Source organism: Sphingomonas sp. TDK1 (assembly GCF_001650735.1).
Taxonomy (GTDB): domain Bacteria; phylum Pseudomonadota; class Alphaproteobacteria; order Sphingomonadales; family Sphingomonadaceae; genus Sphingomonas.
The window spans coordinates 98,613-125,385 of the sequence record NZ_LXVY01000025.1 but is presented as its reverse complement, the minus strand read 5'-3'; the positions used below and the strand labels follow the sequence as shown (position 1 = coordinate 125,385).

Annotated in this window: 21 protein-coding genes; 4 read left to right on the top strand and 17 right to left on the bottom strand. The window is 67.8% G+C overall.

Annotation, left to right across the window (positions count from 1 at the left end):
• Window positions 1-116 precede the first annotated feature (116 nt).
• From A7X12_RS13945 to A7X12_RS13935, 3 genes are read left to right on the top strand one after another with little or no spacing between them, the layout of a single operon-like run.
• Window positions 117-2,351: an autotransporter assembly complex protein TamA gene (locus A7X12_RS13945; protein ID WP_232318509.1), complete on the top strand. Its 2,235-nt coding sequence runs from the start codon at window positions 117-119 to the stop codon at window positions 2,349-2,351.
• Window positions 2,351-6,568: a translocation/assembly module TamB domain-containing protein gene (locus A7X12_RS13940; RefSeq protein ID WP_064312182.1), complete on the top strand. Its 4,218-nt coding sequence runs from the start codon at window positions 2,351-2,353 to the stop codon at window positions 6,566-6,568. Before A7X12_RS13945 ends, A7X12_RS13940 begins: the two co-directional genes overlap by 1 nt.
• A 53-nt stretch (window positions 6,569-6,621) precedes the next feature.
• A complete protein-coding gene (locus A7X12_RS13935; RefSeq protein WP_064312181.1) occupies window positions 6,622-8,088 on the top strand; it encodes a flavin-containing monooxygenase in 1,467 nt (488 codons plus the stop codon).
• Here A7X12_RS13935 and A7X12_RS26615 read toward each other — a convergent pair.
• From A7X12_RS26615 to A7X12_RS13905, 6 genes are read right to left on the bottom strand one after another with little or no spacing between them, the layout of a single operon-like run.
• Window positions 8,085-9,302 carry a flavin monoamine oxidase family protein gene (locus tag A7X12_RS26615; protein ID WP_064312180.1) on the bottom strand — a complete coding sequence of 406 codons (1,218 nt, stop codon included), beginning with the start codon at window positions 9,300-9,302 and terminating at the stop codon, window positions 8,085-8,087. The genes A7X12_RS13935 and A7X12_RS26615 overlap by 4 nt on opposite strands.
• Before the next feature lie 18 nt (window positions 9,303-9,320).
• Window positions 9,321-9,770, bottom strand: coding sequence for a MaoC family dehydratase (locus tag A7X12_RS13925; RefSeq protein ID WP_064312179.1), 450 nt, complete (start codon window positions 9,768-9,770; stop codon window positions 9,321-9,323).
• On the bottom strand, window positions 9,771-10,235 hold the full coding sequence (locus tag A7X12_RS13920) for a GNAT family N-acetyltransferase (protein WP_064312178.1): 465 nt from the start codon (window positions 10,233-10,235) through the stop codon (window positions 9,771-9,773).
• The gene (locus A7X12_RS13915; protein WP_064312177.1) at window positions 10,232-12,118 is read right to left on the bottom strand and encodes an acetyl/propionyl/methylcrotonyl-CoA carboxylase subunit alpha; all 1,887 of its coding nucleotides are present in this window, start codon (window positions 12,116-12,118) and stop codon (window positions 10,232-10,234) included. The genes A7X12_RS13920 and A7X12_RS13915 overlap by 4 nt, the downstream gene beginning before the upstream one ends.
• Entirely contained in the window at window positions 12,115-12,426 is a 312-nt protein-coding gene (locus tag A7X12_RS13910; RefSeq protein WP_064312176.1) for a DUF3088 family protein, read from the bottom strand. The genes A7X12_RS13915 and A7X12_RS13910 overlap by 4 nt, the downstream gene beginning before the upstream one ends.
• Complete coding sequence (locus A7X12_RS13905; RefSeq protein WP_064312175.1) at window positions 12,423-12,944, bottom strand: nuclear transport factor 2 family protein; 522 nt, start codon at window positions 12,942-12,944, stop codon at window positions 12,423-12,425. Before A7X12_RS13905 ends, A7X12_RS13910 begins: the two co-directional genes overlap by 4 nt.
• A gap of 101 nt (window positions 12,945-13,045) precedes the next feature.
• Here A7X12_RS13905 and A7X12_RS13900 point away from each other — a divergent pair, with 101 nt between their 5' ends.
• Window positions 13,046-13,417: an endonuclease domain-containing protein gene (locus A7X12_RS13900; protein ID WP_064312174.1), complete on the top strand. Its 372-nt coding sequence runs from the start codon at window positions 13,046-13,048 to the stop codon at window positions 13,415-13,417.
• 116 nt (window positions 13,418-13,533) lie between these two features.
• Here the strand turns inward: A7X12_RS13900 and A7X12_RS13895 are convergent, their stop codons facing one another.
• From A7X12_RS13895 to A7X12_RS13845, 11 genes are all read right to left on the bottom strand, one after another.
• Entirely contained in the window at window positions 13,534-15,135 is a 1,602-nt protein-coding gene (locus A7X12_RS13895) for a carboxyl transferase domain-containing protein (RefSeq protein WP_064312173.1), read from the bottom strand.
• A gap of 133 nt (window positions 15,136-15,268) precedes the next feature.
• Window positions 15,269-16,423 carry an isovaleryl-CoA dehydrogenase gene (locus tag A7X12_RS13890; protein ID WP_064312172.1) on the bottom strand — a complete coding sequence of 385 codons (1,155 nt, stop codon included), beginning with the start codon at window positions 16,421-16,423 and terminating at the stop codon, window positions 15,269-15,271.
• Window positions 16,420-16,788 (bottom strand): Rieske (2Fe-2S) protein, encoded by a 369-nt coding sequence (locus A7X12_RS13885; protein ID WP_064312171.1) that lies wholly within the window; start codon window positions 16,786-16,788, stop codon window positions 16,420-16,422. The genes A7X12_RS13890 and A7X12_RS13885 overlap by 4 nt, the downstream gene beginning before the upstream one ends.
• Before the next feature lie 157 nt (window positions 16,789-16,945).
• Entirely contained in the window at window positions 16,946-18,223 is a 1,278-nt protein-coding gene (hmgA, locus tag A7X12_RS13880; protein ID WP_064312170.1) for a homogentisate 1,2-dioxygenase, read from the bottom strand.
• A 124-nt stretch (window positions 18,224-18,347) separates the two neighbouring features.
• Entirely contained in the window at window positions 18,348-19,388 is a 1,041-nt protein-coding gene (gene hppD, locus A7X12_RS13875) for a 4-hydroxyphenylpyruvate dioxygenase (RefSeq protein ID WP_064312169.1), read from the bottom strand.
• Between the two features lie 51 nt (window positions 19,389-19,439).
• Window positions 19,440-20,789 (bottom strand): FAD/NAD(P)-binding protein, encoded by a 1,350-nt coding sequence (locus A7X12_RS13870; RefSeq protein WP_064312168.1) that lies wholly within the window; start codon window positions 20,787-20,789, stop codon window positions 19,440-19,442.
• 25 nt (window positions 20,790-20,814) lie between these two features.
• Window positions 20,815-21,081, bottom strand: coding sequence for a DUF6356 family protein (locus A7X12_RS13865; protein WP_064312167.1), 267 nt, complete (start codon window positions 21,079-21,081; stop codon window positions 20,815-20,817).
• Between the two features lie 120 nt (window positions 21,082-21,201).
• The gene (locus A7X12_RS13860; protein WP_064312166.1) at window positions 21,202-22,071 is read right to left on the bottom strand and encodes an NAD(P)-dependent oxidoreductase; all 870 of its coding nucleotides are present in this window, start codon (window positions 22,069-22,071) and stop codon (window positions 21,202-21,204) included.
• Window positions 22,072-22,129: 58 nt separating this feature from the next.
• Window positions 22,130-24,676, bottom strand: a complete 2,547-nt coding sequence (gene mprF / locus A7X12_RS13855) for a bifunctional lysylphosphatidylglycerol flippase/synthetase MprF (RefSeq protein ID WP_232318508.1) — start codon at window positions 24,674-24,676, stop codon at window positions 22,130-22,132.
• A 142-nt stretch (window positions 24,677-24,818) separates the two neighbouring features.
• Complete coding sequence (locus A7X12_RS13850) at window positions 24,819-25,535, bottom strand: virulence factor (protein ID WP_232318507.1); 717 nt, start codon at window positions 25,533-25,535, stop codon at window positions 24,819-24,821.
• A 124-nt stretch (window positions 25,536-25,659) separates the two neighbouring features.
• Window positions 25,660-26,712: a potassium channel family protein gene (locus A7X12_RS13845; RefSeq protein WP_332308544.1), complete on the bottom strand. Its 1,053-nt coding sequence runs from the start codon at window positions 26,710-26,712 to the stop codon at window positions 25,660-25,662.
• Between the last annotated feature and the right edge of the window lie 61 nt (window positions 26,713-26,773).

The window sequence follows — 26,773 nt, the reverse complement described above, 5'->3', positions numbered from 1 at the left end:
GCCGTCGGTTGACCGCGCGCATTGCGTCGAAAGGCGCAGAGGGGGGAGCAAAATCCGCAATAGACCGTTACGAGAGCGGGCGGGCCGGTCGAAATCGCGGCTCCCGGAGGAGGCGCGTGGGTAAAGGGGTTCGGGTGGTTTGGGTCGCCGCGTTGGCGGGGGCAGGGTTCGTGCCCGCTATCGCACACGCCCAGCTAAACGATCCTAAGCCGGGGCAGGGCGCCCCGCAGTCCGCGTCGCCTGCGCAAGACCAGCCTGTTGCCGCTGACGCGCAGGAGAACGCACCGATCGTCCCAGACAAGACGTTCGAGCAGGCGCTTCCCAAACTCAGCGACGATATCAATGCGCCGCTGGAGCCGCTGGGCGGCTTCCAGAAGCCGGCGACCACCGCGCCGCAAAAGCCCGCACTGAATCCAAGGGCGACCGTGCAGCCCGCGCTGCCGGCATCCAATGCTACGCCGGCGCTCGGCACGGCAGCGCAGGGTGTTTCGCCTGCTGGCGACCAGGGGTTCACGCCTGCTGGTCCCGAATCGCCGGAGATGCTCGCGCCGCTGCCCCCGCTCGCCGCGTTCAAGGTCGAGCCGGTCGGCGATACTGCGGACGACGCCGAGAAGGCGCCCGCCATCCGGTACACGGTGCAGGTCGACGGGCTGGAGGCGCTTCGGCTGGAAGACGAATTCCGCCAGCTATCGGCGCTTCACCACGGAAAGGGCAAGGCGGCCAACGCCGCGATGGTTTCGGCTCGTGCGCGCGAGGACGAGAAGCTGGCGCTGCGGCTGATGAAGTCGCTCGGCTATTACGACGCCACAGCCTCGTCCTCCATCGCACAGGATCCGCCGAATTCCGGCGCTGTCAAGGCGACGATCATCGCTTCACCCGGCAAGCTCTACCGCTTGGGTGCCGTACGCGTGACGAGCGATCCGACCGTGCCGCCAGGCCTGCTCGACCGTGAGCTGAACCTCAACCCGGGGGATCCGCTTGAGGCAAATCGTGTGCTCGGGGCAGAGGCCAACGTTTCGCTGCGCCTGCCGCAGCAAGGCTACCCCTTCGTCGAGCTGGGCCAGCGGGACGTCGTACTCGACGATGCAACGCACACGGGGGACTATACCTTGCCGGTAACGCTGGGCCCACGGGCGAGCTTCGGTAAGATCCAGACCGCCGGCCGCAGGCAGGTTTTCACGTCGGAGCATATCGAGATCTTCCGGCGGTATCGCGAAGGCCAGATCTATGACAGCCGCAAGGTCGACGACCTTCGGCAGGCGCTGATCGCGACGGGCCTATTCTCTACCGTGTCGGTTGAGCCGCAGCGCACCAATGCGCCAGGCCCCGACGGGACTCAGCAGGTGGATCTGCTGGTACGCCAAGTCGCGGGCAAGGCGCGAACGCTGGCTGGCGAACTCGGCTACAGCACGGGGCAAGGTATCAAGGCGCAGGCGAGCTGGGCGCATCGGAACTTGTTCCCGCCCGAAGGCGCGCTGACCGTCAGCGGCATCTTCGGTACCCAGGAACAGGCGCTGACCACTACCTTCCGCCGGTCCAATGCCGGCAAGCGCGACCGGACCTTCCTGGTGACCGCGTCGCTCAATCACAGCGATTACGATGCGTTCGAGGCGTTCACCACAACGCTTTCTACGCGTATTTCGCGTGACTCCACCCCAATCTGGCAGAAGCGCTGGACCTATTATTATGGCGCCGAGCTCGTTGGTTCGAACGAGGATCGATACAATTACGATCTCGGGAAACGCGACCGGGGCACCTGGCTTATCGCTGCGATCCCGACCTTCCTGGGGTATGACACGTCGGACGACTTGCTGAACCCGACCCGAGGCTATCGCATCAAGGGCAATTTGAGTGCCGAAACGTCGGTACGAGGTTCGGTGCGGCCTTATGCGCGCATGATGCTGGAGGTAGACGGCTATTACCCGATTACCAGCAGTATCGTGCTGGCAGGTCGGGCGCGGGCAGGGTCGATCAGCGGCGTTTCGCGCGACGACCTGCCGCCTTCGCGGCGCTATTATGGCGGTGGCGGTGGATCGGTCCGCGGCTTTGGATATCAGGAACTGGGCCCGCGCTCGCCGGACGGCAAGCCAGTGGGCGGTCGTGCGTTCAACGAGTTCGGCATTGAGGCGCGCTATCGCTTCGGCAATTACGGCATCGTGCCGTTTCTCGATGCGGGCCAGGTCTATGAGGGCACCACGCCTACGGGCCGCAACCTGCGCTTTGGCGCAGGCATCGGCGGCCGGCTCTACACGAATTTCGGCCCGCTGCGCGTCGACGTGGCCACGCCGATCGCACGCAAGAAGGGCGAGTCGAAAATCGCGCTCTACATCTCGATCGGGCAGGCATTTTGATGGCGGACGAAGTGCCCGAAACCGAGACCGTGACGGTGGTGCGCACCGGCCGATCGCTGTGGGTGAAGATTGTCAGCTGGATCGCTGTCGGCCTGGTGTCGATCGCTGCTCTGGCGGGGCTCGCCGTACTGGGGCTCGACACGCAGCCTGGTCGGCGACTGATCGCCGACCAGCTGGCGCGGCTGAAACTCGAATCCGGGCTGAGCTTCCGTATCGGTCGGATCGACGGCTCGATCTATGGCGGCATGGTGCTGCGCGACGTGCGCGTGAGCGACACAAAGGGCGTGTTCGCCACCGCGCAGGAGATCAAGCTGGACTGGCGGCCGCTGTCCTACCTCAAGAACCGGATCGACATCCGCAACCTGGAGAGCCCGGAAATCCGGCTCGCACGGCTGCCCGAGCTGAAGCCGTCTGGGGATCCCGACGCGCCCCTGCTGCCGGACCTGAACGTCGACGTCGCGCGCCTGAACGTGGCGCGGATCGATATTGCGCCGGCGGTGGACGGCCAGCGTCACATTGCGCAGCTCAGCGGCTCCGCGCATTTGTCGGATGGGCGCGCCCAGTTGGTGGCGGACGCCGGAACCATCGCGGCACGCGGCGTAGCTGGTGGTGATCGCGTTACGTTGAAGCTGGATGCGGTGCCGCAGGCCAATCGGCTCGACATCGACCTGCGCCTGAACGCCCCCAAGGGCGGCCTGGTTGCCGGTCTCGCCAAGTTCCAGGCACCACTGGTAGCGACCGTGCAGGGCGCGGGCGACTGGAAGCACTGGGCCGGCAAGGGAGTTGCGACACTAGGTGGCGGCAGCCTTGCCGATCTCGACGTGACGGCCGATAACGGTCGCTTCCAGATCCGCGGGATGACGCACCCGGGCCTGTATCTTCAAGGACCGGTCGAGCGGCTGACTGCGCCGGGATTGCGGCTTGATACCGATTTCCGTTGGGCGGATCGCAAGGCGGACGGCGTGATCAAGCTCAAGTCCGATGCGCTTTCCGCGCAGGCCCAGGGCTTGGTCGATCTCGGTAACAATGTGTTTCACGGCGTGCACGTAGATGCGATGCTGCTGAAGCCGGGCACGATCGCACCGAAGCTGGTCGGGCGATCGGTGCGGGCTTCGCTGGCGCTGGAAGGCGCTTTTGCGACTCCGCTGGTCGACTACAAGCTGTCCGCCGGCGCGATTGGCTTCGGCGAGACAATAGTCGAGCAGCTTTATGCCGAAGGTCGGGCGCGCGTGGATTCGGATCGCATCCTGGTGCCGGTGCGCGCCCGCGCCGCGCGGGTCTCGGGGCTCAATGCGGCAGCGGGCGGGCTCGTCACTAACCTCACGGTGAATGGCGATCTCGCCATCTCGGGCAGCCGTATTCTCTCGGACAATCTGCGGCTGAAGTCGGACAAGATCGACGCTACCGCAATCGTCGCTGCCGACATGGCCAAGGGGCGCTATACCGGCGCGCTCAAGGGGCGGATCAACGATTATACCATCGCCGGGGTTGGCGTGGTCGACCTGAGCACTGATGCAGAACTCTACACCGCTCCCGGCGGGGGCTGGGGCATACGCGGTAAGGTCGCTGGACGTACACGGAAGCTGTTCAACGAGGGCGCGCGCAACTTCCTTGGCGGCAACACAGTTGCGTCCGCAAGGCTGAACCTCGATCCCCGCGGGGTAATCGGCATCGCCGATGTCCGCGTCCGCGCGCCCCAGTTTCGCGTGTTGCGCGGGCAGGGGACGTACGACCCCGCCGGGCCGATCCGCATCACGGCGGACGCGATTTCCGATCAATATGGTCCGCTCAGCGCGCAGGTGACCGGCACGCTCAATGCGCCGCAGCTACTTCTTCGGGCGGAGAAGCCGGGGCTGGGCATCGGGCTCGCCAAGGTCGAGGCCAAGGTGGTGGGACGCGGCGACGCCTATGCAGTGACCTCCACCGGCGAGAGCAATTACGGGCCGTTCAATGCGGATGTCCTTGTCCGCACCGGCAAAGCGCTGGCGATCCAGGTCAATGCCGCCCGCTTCGCGGGCATGGACATTGCGGGCCAGTTGCGGGCGACACCCGCGGGGCCGTTCGCTGGCCAGCTGACCTTCCGCGGATCGGGCGTGGACGGCATCGCCATGTTGGGCGCCGAGGGCAAGTTCCAGCGCGCGGATGTGCAGGCGACGGCAGCCAATGCCGCCATTCCCGGCGTTGCTGAACTGACCATCGGCCGCGCCATCGCCACCGCAAGCATCGTGCTTGCGGATCAACCGCAGGTCGTCGCCGACGTGCAGATCGCGAATCTGAAGCGAGGCGAGTTCCTGCTGCGCACCGCCCGCGCCAAGATCGACTATCGCGGCGGCAACGGTACGGTACAGGCGGTGGCAAGCGGCTCTTCGGGCGTGGCGTTCGACGTTGCGCTGAATGGCCGGATGACGCCGAATTTGTGGACGGCGGCACTCCAGGGGCAGGCGAGCGGCGTGAAGTTCCGCACGCCACAGGCCGTGCGGATCGCGGTCGAGAACGGGACCTACCGCCTGCTGCCGACGCAGATCGATTTCGACCAGGGCAGCGTGCGCCTTGCCGGTCGCTATGGCGACGGCACGGTGCTCCAGGCCCGGCTGGACAAGCTGGACCTGGCGATCGTGAATGCCTTTGTGCCGGATCTCGGCATCGGCGGTGCCGCGACCGGCAGCCTCGACTTTGCGCAGACGTCGCCCGATGCGTTCCCAAGCGCGGATCTGCGCTTGGAGGTCGACGATCTCACCCGCTCGAGCCTCGTCCGCGTCTCGACGCCGGTCCACATCAGTATGGTCGGCAAGCTGCTTCCCGATGGCGGCGACCTGCGTGCGCTGATCCGGCGCGGGACGACGACCATCGGTCGTATCGTCACGACGTTGCGCCCGCTCGGGCCGGGCGCCGGCAGCTGGACCGAAAGACTGATGGCGGCGCCCCTCTCCGGCGGAATCCGCTATAACGGCCCATCGGCGCTCCCCTTTGCCTTTGCCGGGCTGCCCAACCAGCAACTGACCGGCCCGATTGGCATGGCGGCGGATTTCAGCGGGAGGGTGGATCGCCCGCAACTGAACGGCGTCGTCCGGGCCGACAACCTGACCTACGATAATGAAGGCACCGGTACTCGCCTGACCAACCTGAAGATCGACGGCCAGTTCTCCAACGATGCCTTCGTCTTGAACCAGCTAAGCGCCAAGGCTGGCGACGGTACCGTCAGCGCCAGCGGCCGGGTGGGTCTGTCATCGGCAGAGGGTTTCCCGATGGCGATCACCGTCAAGCTCGACGACGCGCGGCTCGCACGGAGCGAGGCTTTGGGTGCCACGGCGAGTGGCAACCTGACCATCACCAAGAATGCCGACGTCCAGAAGATCGAAGGCCAGATCAACATCCCCGAGGCGAATTACCAGATCATCCGCCAGGGCGCGGCCGAGATTCCGGAACTGACCGGCGTGCGGCGCAAGGGCGATGCGGATCCGAACCAGCAGGCACAGGCGCGGAAGCCGGTGCGCGCCTTCGGCAATTTCGACCTCGCCATCCGCGTCCGCGCCAACAACCGCCTGATGGTGAGCGGCATGGGCCTCGAGTCCGAATGGCAGGCCAACATCACCATCGGCGGCACGACGCTGGCGCCGCAGATCCGCGGCACGATGGAAGTGGTGCGCGGCACCTACAGTTTCGCCAGCCGCCGGTTCGAGCTGACCAAGGGCGTGATCAGCTTCCAGGGCGCGGAGCTGACCAACCCGACGATCGACATCTCCGCCAACACCACGGCGGAAGGCGTCACCGCGATCCTCAACATCACCGGCACCGCGCAGAAGCCGCAGATCGCCTTCACCTCCAACCCGGCGCTGCCGCAGGACGAGGTGCTCTCGCGACTGTTCTTCGGCACCAACGTGACCAACCTCTCGGCCACCGAGGCCATCCAGTTGGCGGCGGCGCTCAACTCGTTGCGGGCGACCGGCGGCGGGCTCAACCCGCTCGGCCAGCTCAAGTCGGCGACGGGCATCGACCGGTTGCGCGTGCTGGGCGCCGATGACACGACCGGCCGCGGCACCTCGCTGGCGGCGGGCAAGTACATCACCAACAATATCTATATCGAGATCATCACCGATGCGCGCGGCTTCACCGCGACGCAGCTCGAAGTGTCGCTGTCGCGTGCATTGAGCGTGCTCTCGCAGACCAGTTCGTTCGGCGGATCGGGCGCGACCCTGCGCTATTCGCGGGATTATTGAGGTGGCGTAGCCCGCATAGTCGTGCAACCATGCCTCCCGGAGAGGCAGAAACTATGCGCGAACATTTCGACGTTCTCGTCGTGGGCGCGGGGCTGTCGGGCATCGGTGCAGGCTATCATCTGCAGACGCATTGCCCGGGCCGCACCTATGCGATCCTCGAGGGCCGGGAGCGGATGGGGGGAACCTGGGATCTGTTCCGCTACCCCGGCATCCGATCCGATTCCGATATGTACACGCTCGGCTTCTCGTTTCGACCCTGGACCGATGCCAAGGCGATCGCGGACGGCGACGCGATCCTGCGCTATCTGGAGGATACCGCGCGCGCGTTCGGGATCGACCGCCGCATCCGCTATCGCCACAAGGTGGTGGCCGCCGCCTGGTCGAGCGAGGAAGCGCTCTGGACGGTGAGCGTGGAGACCGACGGCCGCACCCGCCAGTTCAGCTGCAGCTTCCTGTTTCTCTGTTCGGGCTATTACAAGTACGATCAGGCGTATCTGCCCGCCTTCGCCGGACGCGAGACCTTTCACGGCCGCATCGTCCATCCGCAATTCTGGACCCCTGACATCGACTATGCCGACAAGCGCGTCGTCGTGATCGGCAGCGGCGCGACGGCGGTCACGCTGGTGCCGGAGCTCGCCCGTCGCGCGGCCCATGTCACCATGCTGCAGCGATCCCCCACCTATATCGTGGCCCGGCCTTCGCAGGACGGCATCGCCAACTGGCTTCGGCGGTATCTACCCGGCAAGACCGCCTATGCCCTGACGCGCTGGAAGAACGTTCTGCTCAGCCAGTATTTCTATGCGCTGGCGCGCAAGCACCCGGCCAAGGCCAAGGAGCGGCTGGTCGACATGGTTCGGTGCGAGCTGGGCCACGACTATGACGTCGCCACCCATTTCACCCCCAGCTACAACCCCTGGGACCAGCGGCTGTGCCTGGTGCCCGATGCCGACCTGTTCGCGGCAATCCGCGATGGCCGGGCAGCGGTGGTGACGGACCGGATCGACCGTTTCACCCCGGAGGGCCTGAAGCTGCAATCGGGGCGCGAGTTGCCTGCCGATCTCGTGGTTACCGCGACCGGCCTGCAGGTGCAGTTGATGGGCGGTATCCCCGTCACGGTGGACGGCGAGGTCGTCGATTGGGCGGAGCGGCTGACCTACAAGGGGATGATGTTCTCCGGCGTGCCCAACCTCGCCATCGCGTTCGGCTATACCAATGCCAGCTGGACGCTGAAGGCGGACCTGACCGCGCGCTATGTCTCCCGGCTGCTGGGGGCGATGGCGAAGCGCGGGATGCGGCAGGTGACACCGCAGCCGGCGGCGCCGGTGGAGGCACAGCCCTTTCTCGACTTCACTTCGGGCTATGTCCAGCGCGCGCGCGGCCTGCTCCCGCGGCAGGGCCATCGCAAGCCGTGGCGGGTCCATCAGAGCTATACGCGCGATCTGATGGCGCTGAAGTTCGGCCGCATCGACGACGAGTTGGTCTTCTCCAACCCCGAGCCGGCGAAACGCCGGGCCGCCTAGGCGAGCAGCGCCCGCGCGGCGGCAACGCCGGTCTTGTACGCACCGTGGACGGTCGAGAACTCGGTGGGAGAGCAGGCCTCTCCGGCGAAGCGGATCCGTGGATCGATCGGCGTCGACAGGGCGCGCCGGGCGAAGGCGCGGCCAGGCAGCGCGTGGCTATAGCCGCCGCGAATATGGGTTTCGCGGCTCCAGGCCGATCCGGCAAGCAGGCGCAGCCGCTTGCGCCACTTGCCACCGAGCAGCGCGCACAGCTCCTCGATCGCGAAGTCGGCAGCCCCCTGGAGACCGCGCGCAGCCATCTCGCGCGCGCCTTCACCGCCCAGCATCGCCTCGATGATCGGCCGTTCGAACGGGCGCAGCGTGTAGGTGCCGGTGATCACGTTGCGCGGATCGCCGAGCAGATGGGCGTTTGCTTCGAGTTCTTCGGCGCCCTGGTCGACGGCGAGGAACAGCTTGTCGGCCAGGCCGAGCGGCAGCGCCGCGGCGGCATGAAGCAGGTCGTCATGTCCCGCGATGGTGATGTCGCCGCGCGCCAGAATGTCGGTGGAGACGGTAACGATCACATGCGCCGCCTCCAGCGTGCCGCGTCCGGTCTGCAGCTTGAGGCGGGTGCCCGATCGGTCGATCGCGGTCACCGGCGTGGCAAGCGCCGTGCGCAGGCACCCGGCCTGGGCAGTGACCAGCGCGCCATAGCCGGCGGGCACGCGCCAGTCGGTTTCGGTGGCGGCATCTTCATAGGCGAGATAGTCGGCGATCGAGAGCTTGGCGGTATCGACGCCGTTGACGAAGCCGCTGACGGCATCGATCCAGACGCTCCATGGGCTGTCCGGTACCAGCGCAGCGCCCGCGCGGTCGCCCGGCGGTGGATCCTTGCGGATGCGTTTCTCGAACGCGCTGAAGGCCTTGGCGGCATCCTTCTGCTCGGCGCGCGAGAAGCCGAGTTCGCGCCACTGTTCACGCCAGCGGGGCAGGGTACGATCCAGCTCGAAGCCGTGTAGCGCAGCGATCTCGACCCAGGGGTTGTGCTCGGCCGAATGGAGCCAGCCTGCGCCCAGATCGAGCGCCATGCCGTCGACATGCTCGGTTCGCGCCCGGCCGCCAAGGCGCGCATCGGCCTCGACAAGCAGCACGTCCTTGCCTGCGTCCGAAAGGGTGCGGGCGGCCCCGATGCCGGCGGCGCCGCCGCCGACGACGATTACGTCAAATGCTTGCATCGCCTGGAGAAACGCGCGTCAGGCCGAACGGCTGCGCAGCAGCGCCGAACGCAGGCATTCGCATACCAGCTCGTCGCGCTGGTTGTGCATCTGATGCCGCCAGGTGACGATGCCCTGGCCGGGCCGCGATTTGCTGGGGCGCAGCTCGACCACCTCGGAGCTGGCGCGCAGCGTGTCGCCGAGGAAGACCGGCTTCGGCATGACCAGCTTGTCATAGCCGAGATTGGCGACCAGCGAGCCGGCGGTGGTGTCGGCTACCGTGACGCCGATCATCAGGCTGAAGGTGTAGGTCCCGTTGACGAGGATCTGGCCGAATTCGGACGCGCGCGCGGCCTCCGCATCCAGGTGCAGCGGCTGGGTGTTGTGGGTGAGGGCGGTGAAGAGAAGGTTGTCCGTCTCGGTAACCGTGCGCCGCAGCGCGTGCTCGATACGATCCCCGAGCTGCCATTCGTCAAAAAAGCGTGCCATTCAGCCTTCGTCCTGATCCAGTTTCAGCTTGAAGCCGAAATGGCTCTTGGTCCAGCCGAGCTTTTCGTAGAAGCGGTGCGCGTCGGTGCGATCGCGCATGGAGGTGAGCTGCACCATCCGGCAGCCCCGGGCGCGGCATTCGGCGACCGCCCATTCGATCATTGTGCGGCCAAGTCCTTCTCCGCGCAGGGGCGAAGCGATGCGAACCGCCTCGATCTGGCCGCGCCACGCGCCGCGGAACGCGATGCCGGGAAGGTAGCTCAGCTGCATCGTGCCGATCACGGCGCCGTCCCGTTCTGCGACAATCAGCCGTTGATTGGGATCGCGATCGATGTCGGCGAAGGCCATCTCGTAGCGCGGATCGAGCGGCAGCGAGGCATCCTCGCGGCCGCGGCTGAGCTCGTCGTCGTCGAGCATGGCGACGATCGCGGGGAGGTCGGCGAGGACGGCGTCGCGGAAGATCATGCCGCCTTCTCCACGCGGACGAGCAGCGTGCCCTCGGTGACCTGGCCGCCCGCAGTGACGGGGAGTTCGGCAACGGTGCCGTCGAACGGCGCGGTGAGCGCATGTTCCATCTTCATCGCCTCCAGGGTAACGAGCCGCTGGCCCTTGGTGACCTGCGCACCGGGGGCGACGTCGACGGCGGTGATGCGGCCCGGCATGGGGGCGAGCAGGGCGCCGTCGGCGGCGGCGCCGGTGCCGCTGCCGTCGGTTCGCAGCGCGCCCACCCGAAATGCCGCGCCGCCTTCGCAGATGAGATCGCCGTCGAAGTAGATGTCCTCGCGATCATGGAAGGCATAGACCTCGCTTGCGTCATACGCGACGTCGACGGGCGCGCCGTTGACGGCAAAGCGGATGTGGCGGTTCGGCGCCGCGTTGACGCGGAACCCCTGGAGCTTGGCCAAGCGATCGGTTCGAAGCCGCGGATCGGCAACGGCCATCAGTCGCTCGGCGGCGAAGTGCAGCAGGTTCGTGCTGGGCTGAGGGGCCGCCGTCAGGCGTTCCAGATTGTCGCCGATAAAGCCGGTCGTCTGCATCCCTTCGCGAAACACGCGTTCGTTCAACAGGCGGCGCACGAACCAGGCATTGGTTTTGACGGGATCGACGGCGATCTGTCCGCACGTTTTCGCCAGCTCGTCTATGGCGGCGTCGCGGGTCTCTGCGTGGACGACAAGTTTGGCGATCATGGGATCGTAGAAGGGAGATACGGCGCCACCCTCTTCGACGCCCGTCTCGACGCGCCCGGTCGGCGCCAGGAATAGCGTTTCGAGCCGCCCCACGCTGGGCAGGAACCCCTTGGCCGGATCCTCCGCATAGAGCCGTGCCTCCATCGCCCAGCCGGTGATCGACAGCTCTTCCTGCCGCTTGGGCAGCGGTTCGCCGCTGGCGACGCGGAGCTGCCATTCCACGAGATCCTGCCCGGTGATCTCCTCGGACACCGGATGCTCGACCTGGAGCCGGGTGTTCATTTCCATGAACCAGATGCGGTCGGCGCGCAGGCCTTCGCTGGCGTCGGCGATGAACTCGATGGTCCCTGCGCCGACATAGTCGACCGCCTTGGCCGCGCGCACCGCCGCTGCGCAGATCGCGTCGCGCGTCTCGGCGTCCATGCCGGGGGCGGGGGCCTCCTCGATCACCTTCTGGTGGCGGCGCTGGAGCGAGCAATCGCGCTCGAACAGATGGACCACGTTGCCCTGGGTGTCGCCGAACACCTGCACTTCGATGTGGCGGGGCGAGAGGATGTACTTCTCCAGCAGCACCCGATCGTCGCCGAAGGACGAGGCCGCCTCGCGCTTGCAGCTGGCGAGCGCGTCGGCGAAGTCGGCGGCGGCTTCCACCCGCCGCATGCCCTTGCCGCCGCCGCCCGCGACCGCCTTGATCAGCACCGGATAGCCGATCGCATCGGCCTCCGCCTGGAGCCGCTCGGGGGACTGGTCCTCGCCGAGATAGCCGGGGGTGACCGGCACGCCGGCCGCGATCATCCGCGCCTTGGCGGCGTCCTTGAGGCCCATCGCGCGGATGCTGTCCGGCTTCGGCCCGACCCAGACCAGCCCGGCGGCGAGTACGGCCTCGGCGAACTCCGCGTTCTCGGAGAGGAAGCCATAGCCGGGGTGGATCGCCTCGGCGCCGGTCGCCTTGGCCGCGGCGATGATCTTCTCGCCGACCAGATAGCTTTCGCGCGCTGGGGAGGGGCCGATATGCACGGCCGCGTCGGCCTGGCGCACGTGGAGCGCGTTGGCGTCGGCATCCGAATAGACCGCGACGGTGCGGATGCCCATTGCGCGGGCGGTGCGGAGGATGCGGCAGGCGATCTCGCCGCGATTGGCGATGAGCAGGGACTGGATCACGGGTGGCGCTCCGGAAAGCCGTGGCGGATGTGGAGCGCGGCGAGCACGCTCTCGATGTCGTTCGCGAACCCACCCTCGGCGAAGGCGAGCGCGGGCAGGTTCTGGTTCGCTTCGCCCAGCCGATCGACCACCGCCGCGCGGGGGCGAGGCCAGGGGACGCGGACCACCTCGATGTTCGCGGCGCGCTCCGGGAAGGCGGCGAGCAGGCCCTCCACGGTGATGCAGTCCTTGCAGTAGAAGCGGCGCTCGCCGCCATAGGCCGGGTCGGCCCAGTCGGTGTCGAGGACGAACAGCGTGTCGCGGCTCATTCGGCACATCCCGTGGTGCGCGAGGTCCAGGTGAGGCTGGCGACCTTCCAGGCGCCGTTCTCACGCACCAGGCTGACATGATCGGTGCCGCAATGATGGACCTTGCCGTTCAGCCGGAACACATAGGGCGCCCAGACCATCGCGAGATCGCCGTCGATCTCGATCGCAGGGCCAGAGATACGCTCGTCGAACGTCTCGGGGCCGGGCTGGAAGCGGGCGAGCAGTTCGGCATTGGTCAGGGTGCGGACGGTGCTGGGTCCACCGGCGGCTTCGGTGACGATCGTTGCGCTCGCGCTCGGGAGGAGGACGGCGCCGATCGCCGCGGTATCGCGCGTGTTGATCCCGCCCAGCAGCTTGTCGACCGTCGCGAGCACCGCGCGTTCGTCGCTGCCGTCCGGCGGGGCGAGCGGGTTGGCGGGCGGCAGCTTGCTCGGGGAGGGCGTGCTGTGCGTGGGGTTGGCGGCGGGCGGGGGCAGGCCGGCGGTCTGCACGGTGAGGGCGAGGAGGGTGAGGAGCATGGGGTCAGCCTTCAGCGATCAGATCCTCCCCCAGCTTGCTGGGGGAGGGGGACCATGCGTAGCATGGTGGAGGGGCGCGCGAAGCGCGAAAGGGGGCAGCGATGCTCAAGGGCAACGGCAGATCGTATCGGCGAGCGAAGCGCTTGCGGCGGGAGATGACGCTGCCGGAGGTGCTGCTGTGGCAAGCAGTGCGCGGGCGCGACGGCGAAAAATGGCGCAAGCAGCATCCGGCCGGGCCGTATATACTCGACTTCTACTGCGATGCGGTGCGGCTGTGCGTCGAGATTGACGGCGAGATGCATGCGCACGGCACTGCGCCTGCCGCGGATGCGCGACGGGATGCGTGGCTCGCCGCCGAGGGGGTGGCGACGCTGCGGATACCGGCGGTGGAGGTGCTGAACAACCTCGACGGCCTCGTCATGTGGATCGGCGAGGTCGTGGCCGAACGGCGCAGGGATATCCGCGGGGGTTAGGGCGCGGCGCAAGGCTTCCGCCGCCTGCGGCGCCGGCCCCTCCACCACCGGCCTGCGGCCGGCGGTCCCCCTCCCCCAGCAGGGCTGGGGGAGGATCTTGGGATGCGCTTCCCCGCTCACATCCGGAACACGCCGAACTGCGGCCGCGCGGGGATCGGCGCGTTGAGCGTCGCCGCCAGCGCGAGGCCGAGTACGTCGCGGGTCTGCGCCGGATCGATGATGCCATCGTCCCACAGCCGCGCGGTGGCGTGCCAGGGATTGCCCTCGTCCTCGTACTTCTGCCGGATCGGCGCCTTGAAGGCCTCGGCTTCCTCGGGCGACCAGCGATCGGCGTCCCGATGGACCGTGGCCAGGACGCTCGCCGCCTGCTCGCCGCCCATCACGCTGATCCGGCTGTTGGGCCAGCTGAACAGGAAGCGGGGCGAATAGGCCCGGCCGCACATGCCGTAATTGCCCGCGCCGAAGCTGCCGCCGATCAGGATGGTGAGCTTGGGCACCGTCGCCGTCGCTACTGCCGTCACCAGCTTTGCGCCATGTTTCGCAATGCCTTCTGCCTCATACTTGCCGCCGACCATGAAGCCGGAGATGTTCTGGAGGAACAGCAGCGGAATGCGCCGCTGGCATGCCAGCTCGATGAAATGCGCACCCTTCTGCGCGCTTTCCGAGAAGAGCACGCCGTTATTGGCGAGGATCGCGACGGGCATGCCCCAGATATGCGCGAAGCCGCAGACCAGCGAGCTGCCGTAGAGCGCCTTGAATTCGTGGAACTCGGAGCCGTCGACCAGCCGCGCGATCACCTCGTGCACGTCGTACGGCGCGCGGACGTCGGTGGGGAGGATGCCGTACAGCTCCTCGGGCGCGTATTTCGGCGGGCGCGGGTCCTTCAGCGCGACATCCGGCACACGATCAGCGGGGAGGTGGCTGACGATGTCGCGGACGATGGTCAGCGCATGTTCGTCATTCTCGGCGAGGTGATCGACCACGCCCGAGCGGCGGGCATGAAGGTCGCCGCCGCCCAGGTCCTCGGCGCTGATCTCCTCGCCCGTCGCCGCCTTCACCAGCGGCGGGCCGGCGAGGAAGATGGTGCCCTGGTTGCGGACGATCACGCTCTCGTCGGACATGGCGGGCACATAGGCGCCGCCGGCGGTGCAACTGCCCATGACGCAGGCGATCTGCGGGATGCCCTGCGCCGACATGTTGGCCTGGTTGAAGAAGATGCGGCCGAAATGCTCCTTGTCCGGGAACACATCCGCCTGGTGCGGCAGATTGGCGCCGCCGCTGTCGACCAGATAGATGCAGGGCAGACGATTGGCCTCGGCGATCTCCTGCGCGCGGAGATGCTTCTTCACCGTCATCGGGTAATAGGTGCCGCCCTTCACGGTGGCGTCGTTGCAGACGATCATCACCATGCGGCCCGAGACGCGGCCGATGCCGGCGATCACGCCCGCGCCGGGGACTTCGCCGTCATACAGGTCGCAGGCGGCAAGCTGGCCGATTTCGAGAAAGGGGCTGCCCGGATCGAGCAGCCGCTCGACCCGCTCACGGGGGAGCAGCTTGCCGCGCGCGACATGCTTGGCGCGGGCGGACTCGCTGCCGCCGAGCGCCGCCTGTGCGACATCGGCGCGGAGCTTCTCGGCCAGCGCGCGGTGATGCGCGGCCTGGGCGCGGAACGGGTCGCTGTCCGGGTTGACGGCGGTGGGAAGGATAGGGGCGGTCATGCCTACTAGCCCCTCCCCTTCAGGGGAGGGGTTGGGGTGGGGAATGAGCTGGGAGCGAGTCCGGCGTTGGGGGAGCAGTGTCCCACCCCAACCCCTCCCCTGAAGGGGAGGGGCTTAAGAAGAAGTGCGCCCATCACGCCGCCCCCAGCAATTCGCGGCCGATCAGCATGCGGCGGATTTCGTTGGTGCCCGCACCGATGTCGAGCAGCTTGGCGTCGCGCAGGAAGCGCTCGACCGGCCAGTCCCTGGTATAGCCGGCGCCGCCCAGCGCCTGCACCGCCTCGCCGGCGACGCGGAAGGCGTTCTCGCTCGCCAGCAGGATCGCGCCCGCCGCATCGAAGCGCGTCGTCTTGCCCGCATCGCAGCTGCGCGCCACCGCATAGACATAGGCCCGGGCAGAATTGAGCGCGACATACATGTCGGCGATCTTGGCCTGCATCAGCTGGAAGCTGCCGATCGCCTGGCCGAACTGCTTGCGCTCGCGCAGGTACGGCAGGACCACGTCGAGGCACGCCTGCATGATGCCCAGCTGGATGCCGGCGAGCACGGTGCGCTCATAGTCGAGCCCGCTCATCAGCACCGCGACGCCGCCGTTGAGCGGCCCCATCACGTTGGCCTCGGGCACTTCGCAATCGGTGAACACCAGTTCCGACGTGGGAGAGCCGCGCATGCCCATCTTGTCGATCTTCTGGCCGATCGCGAAGCCGGGCATGTCCTTCTCGATCAGGAACGTCGTGATGCCGCGCGACCCTTCGCCCGTCTTCGCATAGACGACGAGGGTATCGGCGTAGGCCGCGTTGGTGATCCAGAATTTGGTGCCGTTGAGCACATAGCCGCCCTGCACCTTCTCGGCCTTGAGCTTCATCGAGACCACGTCCGATCCCGCGCCGGCCTCGGACATCGCCAGGCTGCCGACATGCTCGCCCGAGATCAGCTTGGGGAGGTACTTGGCCTTCTGGTCTTCATTGCCCCAGCGGGCGATCTGGTTGACGCAGAGGTTCGAATGCGCGCCGTAGCTGAGGCCGATCGAGGCCGAGGCGCGGGCGACTTCCTCGCAGGCGATGACATGTTCGAGATAGCCGAGGCCAAGGCCGCCATCGGCCTCCGGCACGGTGATGCCGTGCAGGCCCAGCTCGCCCATCGCCGCCCAGAGTTCATCGCGCGGGAACCAGTCCTCGGCGTCGATCCGCGCGGCGAGGGGGGCGATCTTGTCGCGGGCGAAGCGCGCGGTGGTGTCGCGGATCATGTCGGCGGAATCGCCGAGGGCGAAGTCGAAGTCCGGGGTCATTCTGTGTCCTCTCCAACGGTCACGATCATGCCGTCGATTGTTGTCACGGGCCATGGAAGCAGTCGCGCGCCGACGCAAGGGCCGCCGACGCACCGGCCCTCCTCCACGGTGTAGAGCGCGCCGTGCCAGCTGCACTGGATATGGCTGGCATCGGGGGTGAGATAGGCGTCGAGCGCTTGGCTGAGCGGTACCGGCATGTGGGCGCAGCGATCGACATAGCCGAAGACACGGCCGCCCTTGCGCACGACAAAGCCGTGGAAGCGGCCGGCGCGCATCTCCAGCACGAAGTTGCGCGCGGTGCCGTCGGGGATCAGATCGAGCGGGCCCAGCGTCACGCCGGCGGGGGTGGCGGTGAGGCGTTCCATCAGATCCTCCCCGGAACGGGGAGGGGGACCATCGCGCCAGCGATGGTGGAGGGGCCGCCGGCGAAGAACGGGGTGTGCCACCGCCGCCCCTCCACCCCGCACCCGCGGTGCGCGGTCCCCCTCCCCCAGCAGGCTGGGGGAGGATTTCCAGGATAGATCACGGCAACTGTGCCTTGGGGAAGCCTTCCCAGACCGCGTCATAGTCCGGCTGGGCGTGGGCGAGCGCATGCTCGGTCGGGCGATAGGGCCAGCAGGTCTCGACCATGAACGCCATGGTACCGTCGATCCTGTGCGGCTTGAGTTCGGCATTCGTCGCGCCGCGCCAGCTGGCGACGTCGGGGCCGTGGCCGGCCATCAGATTGTGGAGCGACAGGCCGCCGGGGGCGAAGCCTTCCGCCTTGGCGTCGTATGCGCCGTGGATCAGCCCCATCGCCTCGCTCATCACGTTGCGGTGGAACCAGGGCGGGCGGAACGTGTCCTCGGCCACCATCCAGCGCGGCGGGAAGATCACGAAATCGGCGTTCGCGCGGCCCGCGACGGTGCTGGGCGAGGTGAGGATGGTGAAGATCGACGGGTCGGGATGATCGAAGCTGACCGTGTTGATCGTGTTGAACCGGGCGAGATCGTAGCGATAGGGCGCAAGGTTGCCATGCCACGCCACCACGTCGAGCGGGCTGTGGGGCAGGGTGGTTATCCACAGACTTGCCAACGACTTCTGCACAAGCTGGAACACTTCGTCGCGGTCCTCGAACCAGGCGGCGGGCGTCTCGAAATCGCGGGGGTTGGCGAGGCCGTTGGCGCCGATGGGGCCAAGATCGGGCAGGCGGAAGGGTGCGCCGTAATTCTCGGCGACATAGCCGGTGGCGGCACCCTCGGGCAGCAGCACGCGGAAGCGCACGCCGCGGGGGATCACCGCGATGTGGCCGGGAGCGATGTCGATGCGGCCGAGTTCGGTCAGCAGCGCGAGCGCGCCGGCCTGCGGGATGAACAGCAGTTCGCCGTCGGCATTGACGAAGGCGCGATTGTCCATGTCGCGATCGGCGGCGTAGCGGTGGACGACCACGCCCTCCAGATCGGCCGGATCGCGGGTGGCGAGCATCGTCTCCATGCCGTCGATCCAGTCGACGGGCGCGGTGGGGCGAGCGATGGGGTTCCAGCGCAGCCGATTGGGCGCGAGCGGCGTGTGCGGCGTGTGCGGCGTGAACAAGGGGGCGCCGTCATAGGGCCGGTAAGGCGGATGCTCGGCGCTCGGGCGCAGGCGGTAGAGCCAGGCGCGCCGGTTCTCGGCGCGCGGCGCGGTGAAGGCGGTGCCGGAAAGCTGCTCGGCATAGAGGCCATAGGGCGGGCGCTGCGGGCTGTTGCGGCCGATCGGCAATGCGCCGGGCACCGCTTCGGTGGAGACGTGGTTGCCGAAGCCGGGGAAATACTGGGTCACGTGGCGCGTCCTCTCCAGCGCGTCTCCCCTTTTGGATCAGGACGGGGAGGGGGCGTTCGGTGGGGCCGGGGTATGCCACATGTTCCTGCGGCGGCACCCCCGGCTCTCTCCCTCTCCGAACGTGTCAGGCGTCGACCTTGATGACGCCGCGGCGGATCTGGTCGAGCTCGATGCTCTCGAACAGCGCCTGGAAATTGCCGTTGCCGAAGCCTTCGTTGCCCTTGCGCTGGATGATCTCGAAGAAGATCGGGCCGAACATGTTTTCGGTGAAGATCTGGAGCAGGATGCCCTCATCGTTCTCCACCGAACCGTCGATCAGGATGCGGTTCTTGCGCAGCCGCTCGAGATCCTCGCCATGCCCGGGGACACGCTTGTCGACCAGTTCGTAATAGGTCTCGATCGTGTCCTGCAGGCGCACGCCACGGGCGCGCAGACGCTCCACCGTGTCGTAGATGTCGTCGGTGGTGAGGGCGAGGTGCTGGATGCCTTCGCCCTTATATTCGCGGAGGAATTCCTCGATCTGGCTGTTGTCGTCCTGGCTCTCGTTGAGCGGGATGCGGATCGCCTTGTCGGGCGCGATCATCGCCTGGCTGAACAGGCCGGTCGCCTTACCCTTGATGTCGAAATACTTCTGCTCCTCGAAGCCGAAGAGCGTCCGGTAGAATTCGCTCCACACCCGCATCTGGCCGCGGCGGACATTGTGGGTGAGGTGGTCGAGCAGGTCGAGCCCGACGCTGTTCGCCGCCTCGGCGTCGCGCCAGCCGGGGAACTCGGCCCAGTCCGCGTAGAGATCGATCTCGTCCTGGATGAAATAGAGATAGGAGCCGCCGATGCCCTGGATGACGGTGTCGTCCTCGTCGGTCGGCTTGGCACCGTGGGCGAGCGCCCATTCCATCGCCTTGTTCGGGTCCGCCACGCGGAACGCCATCGCGCTGGCCGAGGGGCCATGCTCACCACGGAAGGCGGCCACACGACCGGCGTCGTCGCGGTTGAGCATCAGGTTGATGCGTCCCTGCTTATATCTTGTAATATTCTTGCGCGGGTGACGATGGGTGGGGACGAAGCCCAGCTGCTCGAACTGACGCGCCATCGCGTCCGGATCGGGCGAGGTGAACTCGACGAACTCGAAGCCGTTGAGGCCGAGCGGATTGGCGGTATCGGTCATGGACGACCTGATACCGCACTTCCCGATTTAGTGTCAAATGTTACCAGTTCGTCATAAACCCTCGCCGCCTACCCAATGGGCGTTCGACAGGCGGCGGGCGACGGCCCAGGTCTGGGTGCGAATGTCCGGTACCGCGACGATTTCCCAGAAGGCGCCGCGGGTCATCGGGCCCAGCGCGTAGAGATTCGCGTTGGCGCGGCCGTCGGCGGCGATGGTCTGGCCCTGGTTGTCGACATCAATGCCGATATGGGCAGCATCGGGCCGGATCACACCGCGTGCGGCGAGGCGCTGCAGGAGGGGCTCGCGCGAGCGGGCGAGGTCGCCGAGCGGGCCGGTGCAGTTGACGATACGCTGGGCGCGAATCGTTTTCGACGCGTCCTGCCCACGCGGGCGGAGGGTGACGGCGATGCCGTCCGGTCCCTCGGCAAAGCCCAGCGTCTTCGCGGCGACCACTTCGAGCTGCCCGCGATTGATCAGCGCCTGGAGCCGGGCATCCACCTCGGGAGCAAGGCGGTGCCGGTGAACGTCCCACCAGGGCCGGAGGTGGCGGAGGAAGCGTGCGCGCTCGTCCTCACCGGCATTGGCCCACATCGGCTGGGTGAAGGGGCGAAGCTCGTCGACCGCGTTGCGCCAGCCGACCAGCGCCGCGCGTTCGCGGACGGCGCGCACCAGCGCGGAGGCGCGCGTGCAGGGGCGCTCGCGGATCTTGTCCCAGTCCTGGCCGGCAGCGTGGGCGCGCGGCAGCAGGCCGCGCCGCGAGACCGCGACGATCTTGCCGCCAAATCCGCGCGCTTCCAGCAGCAGCGCGACGTCGACCATGGTGAGGCCGGTGCCGATCACCAGGACCGTATCGCTGTCCGAGAGCCCCTCGGGTACGCTCGGGTCCCAGGGGTCGCCCTTGTAGCGGGCGCTCGATAGCGTTGCGGGATCAAGCCCTGGCGGATCGTGCGGCGGCAGGTTGCCGACCGCGAGCACCGCCGCATCGGCGCGCAGCGTGCCGTCGGAGAGCTGCAATGTCACGCCCGCCGCATCGAAGGTCGCGTCCTGCACGTCGCCGCGAACGAGGCGCAGCCGGTCGGGATAACGCGCCAGCGTATGGTCGAGCATTTCGCGGAGATATTCGCCGTAGACCCGTCTCGGCACGAAGCTGGCGGCGGCATTCGCCACGCCACGCCCTTCGAGCCAGCGGACAAGATGGGCCGGATCGTCCGGGAAGGCGCTCATGTTCGCGGCGCGGACGTTGAGCAGGTGGGACGGGTGGGCTGCGCCATAGGCGAGCCCGGTGCCCGCCACCGGCGCGCGCTCGATCAGCGTCGCGCGCGGGCCTTCATGGCGGATGAGGTTGATGGCCTGGAGCGTGCCCGAAAAGCCCGCGCCGATGATGGCGACGTGTTCGATCATGGTTGCGGCTCCCCCGATGCCGGCGTCAGATTTCGTAGTCGAGCTGCCACTCGGGCTGTTGGAAGGCGGGCTTCTGCTCGGCGAAGGCGGGCTGGCGCGCCTTCATCTGGGCGTAGAGCCGCTTCACCGAGTCGCTGGCCGTTCGTACGAACAGGAACGGCAGCACGGCATGGACGAGGCATGCGGCGCCCCCGGCGATCATCGTCACGCCGAAACGCGCCGCCGTGGCGGCATGCTCGCCATAGCTTTCGCCGACGCTGCGCGGGTGCGAAAGGAAAAGCCTATCGATCATGTGGGAAATGTACGCGGGATCGGGCCGGGGGGGAAGGGCATCCGTCCCGAATCCCTCTCCCCCTGTGGGAGGGGGGTACGCCCGGTGTTCCCCTCCCGGTTGCGGGAGGGGCGCACGAGTTCAGAGCTTGGCGATTGTCTCCGCAAGCGCGGTCACGTCGACGTCGCTGCCCTCCGTGGCGACCGTCTCGGTAAGATGCGCGCGGACCAGGTCGAGCAGCGGCAGCTTTGCGCCGACCGCTTCGGCGGCCTCGGCGGCGAGGCGCATGTCCTTCAGGCCGAGCGGCGCGGCAAAGCCGGCGGGGCGGTGGCGGCGCTCGGCGATCGGCGGGCCATAGACCTTGTGGATCGCGCCGTCGAAGATCGTGCCGGCGAATACCTCCAGCATCTTTTCGCGGGCGACGCCGCCCTTCTCGCCGAGCGACATCGCCTCGCCATAGGCCTCGACCGTGGCCATGATCATGAAGTTGCCGGCGAGCTTGACGAGGTTCGCCGCCGACGGCTTGTCGCCCATCGGAAAGGTGATGCGCCCGAGCGCATCAAGGATCGGCGCGGCGGCCTCGATCGCTTCCGGCGCCCCGGCGGCGACGACGGCGAGCTTGCCCTGCGCGGCGACCGGCGGGCGACCGAAGACCGGCGCCGAGACGAACCGGTGGCCTGCCTCGCCATGGAGCTGGGCCAGCTTGTCGGCCGTAGCGACCGCGATGGTGCTGTGGGAGAGATGCAGCGCGCCCGGCGCCATGCCCGCGAGGATGCCGTCCTCGCCCGTGAGGATCGCTTCCAGCGCGGCATCATCCGCCACCATGGTCAGCACGGCCTGCGCGCCGTCGGCGGCTTCGCGGGGGGTGCGGGCAAGGCGCGCGCCGCGTTCGGTGAGGGCGGCAGCCTTGTCGGGCGAGCGGTTCCAGACGGTGAGCGTGTGTCCGGCATCGAGCAGCGCGCCCGCCATGCCGATTCCCATCTGTCCGAGCCCGAGAAATGCGAGGTCCATGCGTGTCTCCCTGAATTGCGGTGCAGCATGTGGGGTGCGAACCCCAGAACCCAATAGGCTATCCGCCGATCAGCACTGCCGCGTCGATCAGTGCCCGCGGCACCGAGACGCCCGGCGTGGTGCCGATATAACGCGGCACCCAGCGCGGGCCGAATTTCTGCTTGAAGGCGCGCAGGCCGGAAAAGCCGTAAATTCGTTCGCCATGGCCGTAGACGGCAGCGCCCAGCCGCGACCAGATCGGCGCCAGGGGACCAGGCTTGAGGCCGGAGAGCGGGGCCATGCCGAGGTTGAACCGATCGAAACCCTGCGCCGCGCCATATTGCAGCAGCCGGACGAACAGCAGGTCCATTGCGCCATAGGGCGTATCTGGCAGATGGCGCATCAGATCGACGGAAATCTCCTCGCGATTGGGGGTCTCCCAGATGTTGGCGAAGGCGACGATTCGCCCCTCCAGCCGAAGCACGGCGCAATCGAAGCGCGAAAGATAGTCTGGATCGAAGCGACCCAGGCTGAAGCGTTTTTCCGCGCCCGGCTTGTCCGCAAGCCAGGTGTCGGAGACGTGCTGCAGTTCCGCGAGCAGGGCAGGGATCTCCGCTGCGGGAATGACTTCGAACGCCAGTCCTTCGCTGGTTGCGCGCTTTACCGAGTAGCGCAGCGACTTGAACGGGCCGCCTTTCAGGTCATAGCCCTGCCGGAGATCCACCACCGCCTCTTCGCCATATTTCAGTGGCTGGAGCCCCAACTCGACCACCAGCGGCAGCATCGCCGCGCTGACCTGGAAAAGGCAAAGCCGCCCGCGCGCAGCGTCGCAGCGGCGGCGGATCTCCCAGATCAGCTCCGACCAGGCCTCTTCCGGGCCGACGGGGTCTCCCATCACGATCCAGGTGCGGCCCTGCACCCGATACATCAGGAAGGCATCGCCCGAGGTGGACACCAGAAAGTCCTTGTCCCCGGTATAGGCAAGCATTGCGTCGGCGCGGCTGGACACGGCGATCGCGCGCGAGGCTACGTCCGGATCGAGCGCCTGATGCTCGCGCACGCGCGGCGCGGCGGACATCAGGCGCCAGAATGCCCAGCCGATGAGCAGCATCGTTGCGCCCAGCGTGGCGCGGAGGAAGCGGGGCGCGTTGCCGCGCCAGGCGAAATCCCACCAGAGATCGTCCGAATAGGGCACGCGCTTATAGGCGAAGAAGCCGGCCCAGGCGCTCAGCAGGAGCGCGATCAGCGCGGCCGCCCACCACCAGCGCGCGACCGGCGCCGATCCGATGCCGGCGCTTCGATAGAAGCCGGGCCGGGCATATTGCAAAAGCCCGGCCACGATCAGCAATACCGTCGCTTCCTCGTAATCGATGCCCTTGGCGATCGAGAAGATCGCGCCCGCCAGCAGCAGCAGCCGCGCGGCGTAGAAACCGCTCTTCAGCCGGGCCTGCACGGCGGGAGCGATCAGCAGCAGCGCGGTGCCGACCAGACTCGCCGCGAAGTGCGAACCTTCGACGAAGGGCAGCGGCAGAATGCCGTGCAGCGGATGCATGCGGCCATGCGCGGGCGGCAGCGCGCCGGAGACGAGCAGCACCAGCCCGCCGCCGAACACCAGCAGCGCGAGCAGTGGGGGTACCAGCGCCTGGCCGATACGGTGCGCGATGCCCAGCCCGGCCGCGATCGGATGGCGCAGACGCCGGCCCTCGATCCCGACGAGCAGCGCGCCGGCCACCAACAGCGGGAGAAGATAGTAGATCACGCGATAGAGGAGCAGCGCCGCGAAAAGGTCGCTCCGGCCGAGCGGCACCAGCGCGAGCATCACCGCTTCGAACACGCCGATGCCGCCGGGCACATGGGTGATCAGCGCGATGACGATGGCAACGGCATAGGCGAGGAAAAAGCTGCCGATCAGCGCCGGATCGGCATGCGGCACCAGCACGAACAGCGCCCCCGAAGCGCAGGCGAGATCGAGCGCGGCGATTCCGATTTGGCCTGCCATCAGCGGCACGGGCGGTAGCGGCAGACTGGCCGCGCCAAGCCGGAGTTCGTTGTGGCCGCGCGCGCGCAGCACGAACAATGCGGCGAAGGCGAGCGCGACCACGCCGCCCGCGCCGTGCAGCAGCGGCAGCGGCAGCATCTGGCCGAACAGGATCAACGGATGCTGGGCGACGAGCAGCGCCACCGCGGTCACCGCGAATACCCCGCCCCAGAAAGTACCGCTGGCGATCAGCGTAACCCGCGCGACGTCCGCGAAATCCAGCCCGGCGGCGCCATACGCCCGCAGGCGCGCCGTGCCGCCGGTGAGCAGGGACAGGCCGAGGTTATGGCTGATCGTGTAGCTGGTGAACGAGGCCAGCGCGGCTGTCCGCCAGGGCAGGCGATGGCCGATCGCGCGCACGGCGAACCAGTCGTACAAGGTGAGCGCGCAATACGAGGCGGAGGTGAGGCCGATCGCGATCGCGAGCCGCGCGCCGTCGATCTGATGAAGCGCGTGGCGCACGTCGCGCAGGCGGACCTCGCTGAGGATCGTTCGCACGGCTTCGAAGCCAAGCAGGGTAACCGCCAGTGCGAGCAGCGCGAGGATGAGGCGGCGTCGGGCATCGAGCCAGGCACGGAGACCGGCCACCGGCCTCGTCTCCTCCTCCGGCGCCATCATATCGTCCACCTGTATCCAGCTCCCCGCCGACCCCTGCCATTCGCGGCGTCGATGGCCCCGCCTTTATCGCCGCGACCTGCGGGGAGCAATCAACCGCCCGAGGCCAGCGCCATTATGGCGCAGGCGCGTCCAAATGCGTGCCGAGCACGGGTGCCAGGGCGGCGAACACGGTGCGCACCAGCAGGTCGTGATCCATCCGCAGATAATGGCCGCCGGGCAGCGTGATCCGCCGCACATTGGGCGCGAGCAGGGTGGGGCATAGGCTGTCGGTCTCGTCTTCGCCGCGAATGCAGGTGACGGGCAGCCAGTCGAGCGACCGGGCGGCGGCAGCATCTGCGTCCGGCTCGCCGATATAGGCGAAGCCCAGCGGATCGGCCCGGAAATAGGCGGTGGCGCCCGGCACCACGAGAACCAGTGCCGCGACCCTGGCGCGCAGCTGCGGCGGGAGGGCGGCGACGCCGACACGCGCCATATCCGCGCCGAAGGACTGGCCGATCACCACCACTTTGCCCGCGCCCGATCGGCGTTGCGCCTCCCGGATGGCGTCGGCGAGCATCGCCTCCACCTCCGCATGGGTCTTGCGCCGGGCGAAGGCGGTCGAGCTTGCAATGGCGTAGACGGGCACGCCGGCGCCCGCCAGCGCCTCTACGACATAGGAGCCCATGCCGTAGCGGATGCCCATGTCACCGGAGAGGAACACGGCCGCCACGGGTGGCGCACCGGGACGTTCGGGCATGCCGTAGAGATGGACGGGGTCGCGGTCGAGAAAGCCTGCACTCCAGTAGACGGCGAAGGCGAGGGCGAGGAGGAGGGCGGCGAGGGCTGCCACCCACCGTTTCCAGGCGATGCGAGCGTCTCGGAAGGAGTAGGCAGGGGTCGCCATGCAAAGCCCTTAGTCGGAGGAAGCTGAAGCTGGGGTGAAGCGGGAAAGTCTGAGAAGCGGACCCGTTCCTTCAGAACTTGTTGCGTCCGGCGCGGACTTGCTGGCGCGTCGTGAAGAGCGCTCGCGCGCCTGCCGCCACGTCGCGCATGACGACCACGGCCTTGTCGCCTGCCTCCAGCCGCTCGTCGCGCGCGGGGCGGGGGATCGAACGGCCGTCGGCACGGTCGATCTGGACGATGAATACGCTGCCTTCGGCGCGGCGCTCGGCCTCCTCTACGGTCAGACCGGCCATGGTCGCGCCCCTGGCGACTTCGATCAGTTCCACCTCCAGTCCCAGCGCGCCGAGCTCGCGGCGGAGCCGCGCGAGCTGCTCTTCGCCGTGCACCTCCTGGCGGTGCGGATAGAGGATCATCCGCGCCATCGCCTCCGCGCCGATATGGGTCGGGAACACGACGCGGTTGGCGCCCGCGTGGATCAGCTTCCGCTCGGTGGTCGGTGCCTCGCCGCGGGCGATGATTTCCAGCCCGGCGTTGAGGTTGCGCGCGCTGAGCGTGATGAAGACGTTGGCGGCATCGTCCGGCAACACGGTGGCAAGCGCACGGGCGCGCTGGATGCCGGCGGCGATCAGCACCTCTTCCTCCGTGGCGTCGCCGGCGAGGGTGCACAGTCCGGCCGCCTCGGCCTCGGCACGACGTTCGGGCCCGCGCTCGATCACCACCACCGGCACCGCGGCGCGGCTAAGGTCGCGGGCGAGCATCACGCCGATCCGGCCATAGCCGCAGATCACGACATGGTCCGAAAGCTTGTCGATCCGGCTCTGCATGCGGGTTGCTCCGAAAATACTCTGCAATTGCAGGACGGTGAAGAACTGGACGAGCGCGCTGGTGAGCAGGATCATGCCGGTGCAGCCCAGCACCATCGTCCCCATGGTCAGCGCATGGAGATAGGGGGTGTCGATCGGGCGGACCTCGCCATAGCCGACGGTGTAGATCGTCAGCACGACCATGTAGCTCGCATCGGCGAAGCTCCAGCCGGCGGCCATGTAGCCGATCGTGGCGGCGACAGCGACGGCGAGCACGAACAGCAGGATCGAAACCAGGTTGCGCACGGGCGAGCCGAGCACTTGTTCCGCTTCTGAAAGAATCCCCCGCATCGCGTTGATAAGGGCACGGGAGGCGGCACTT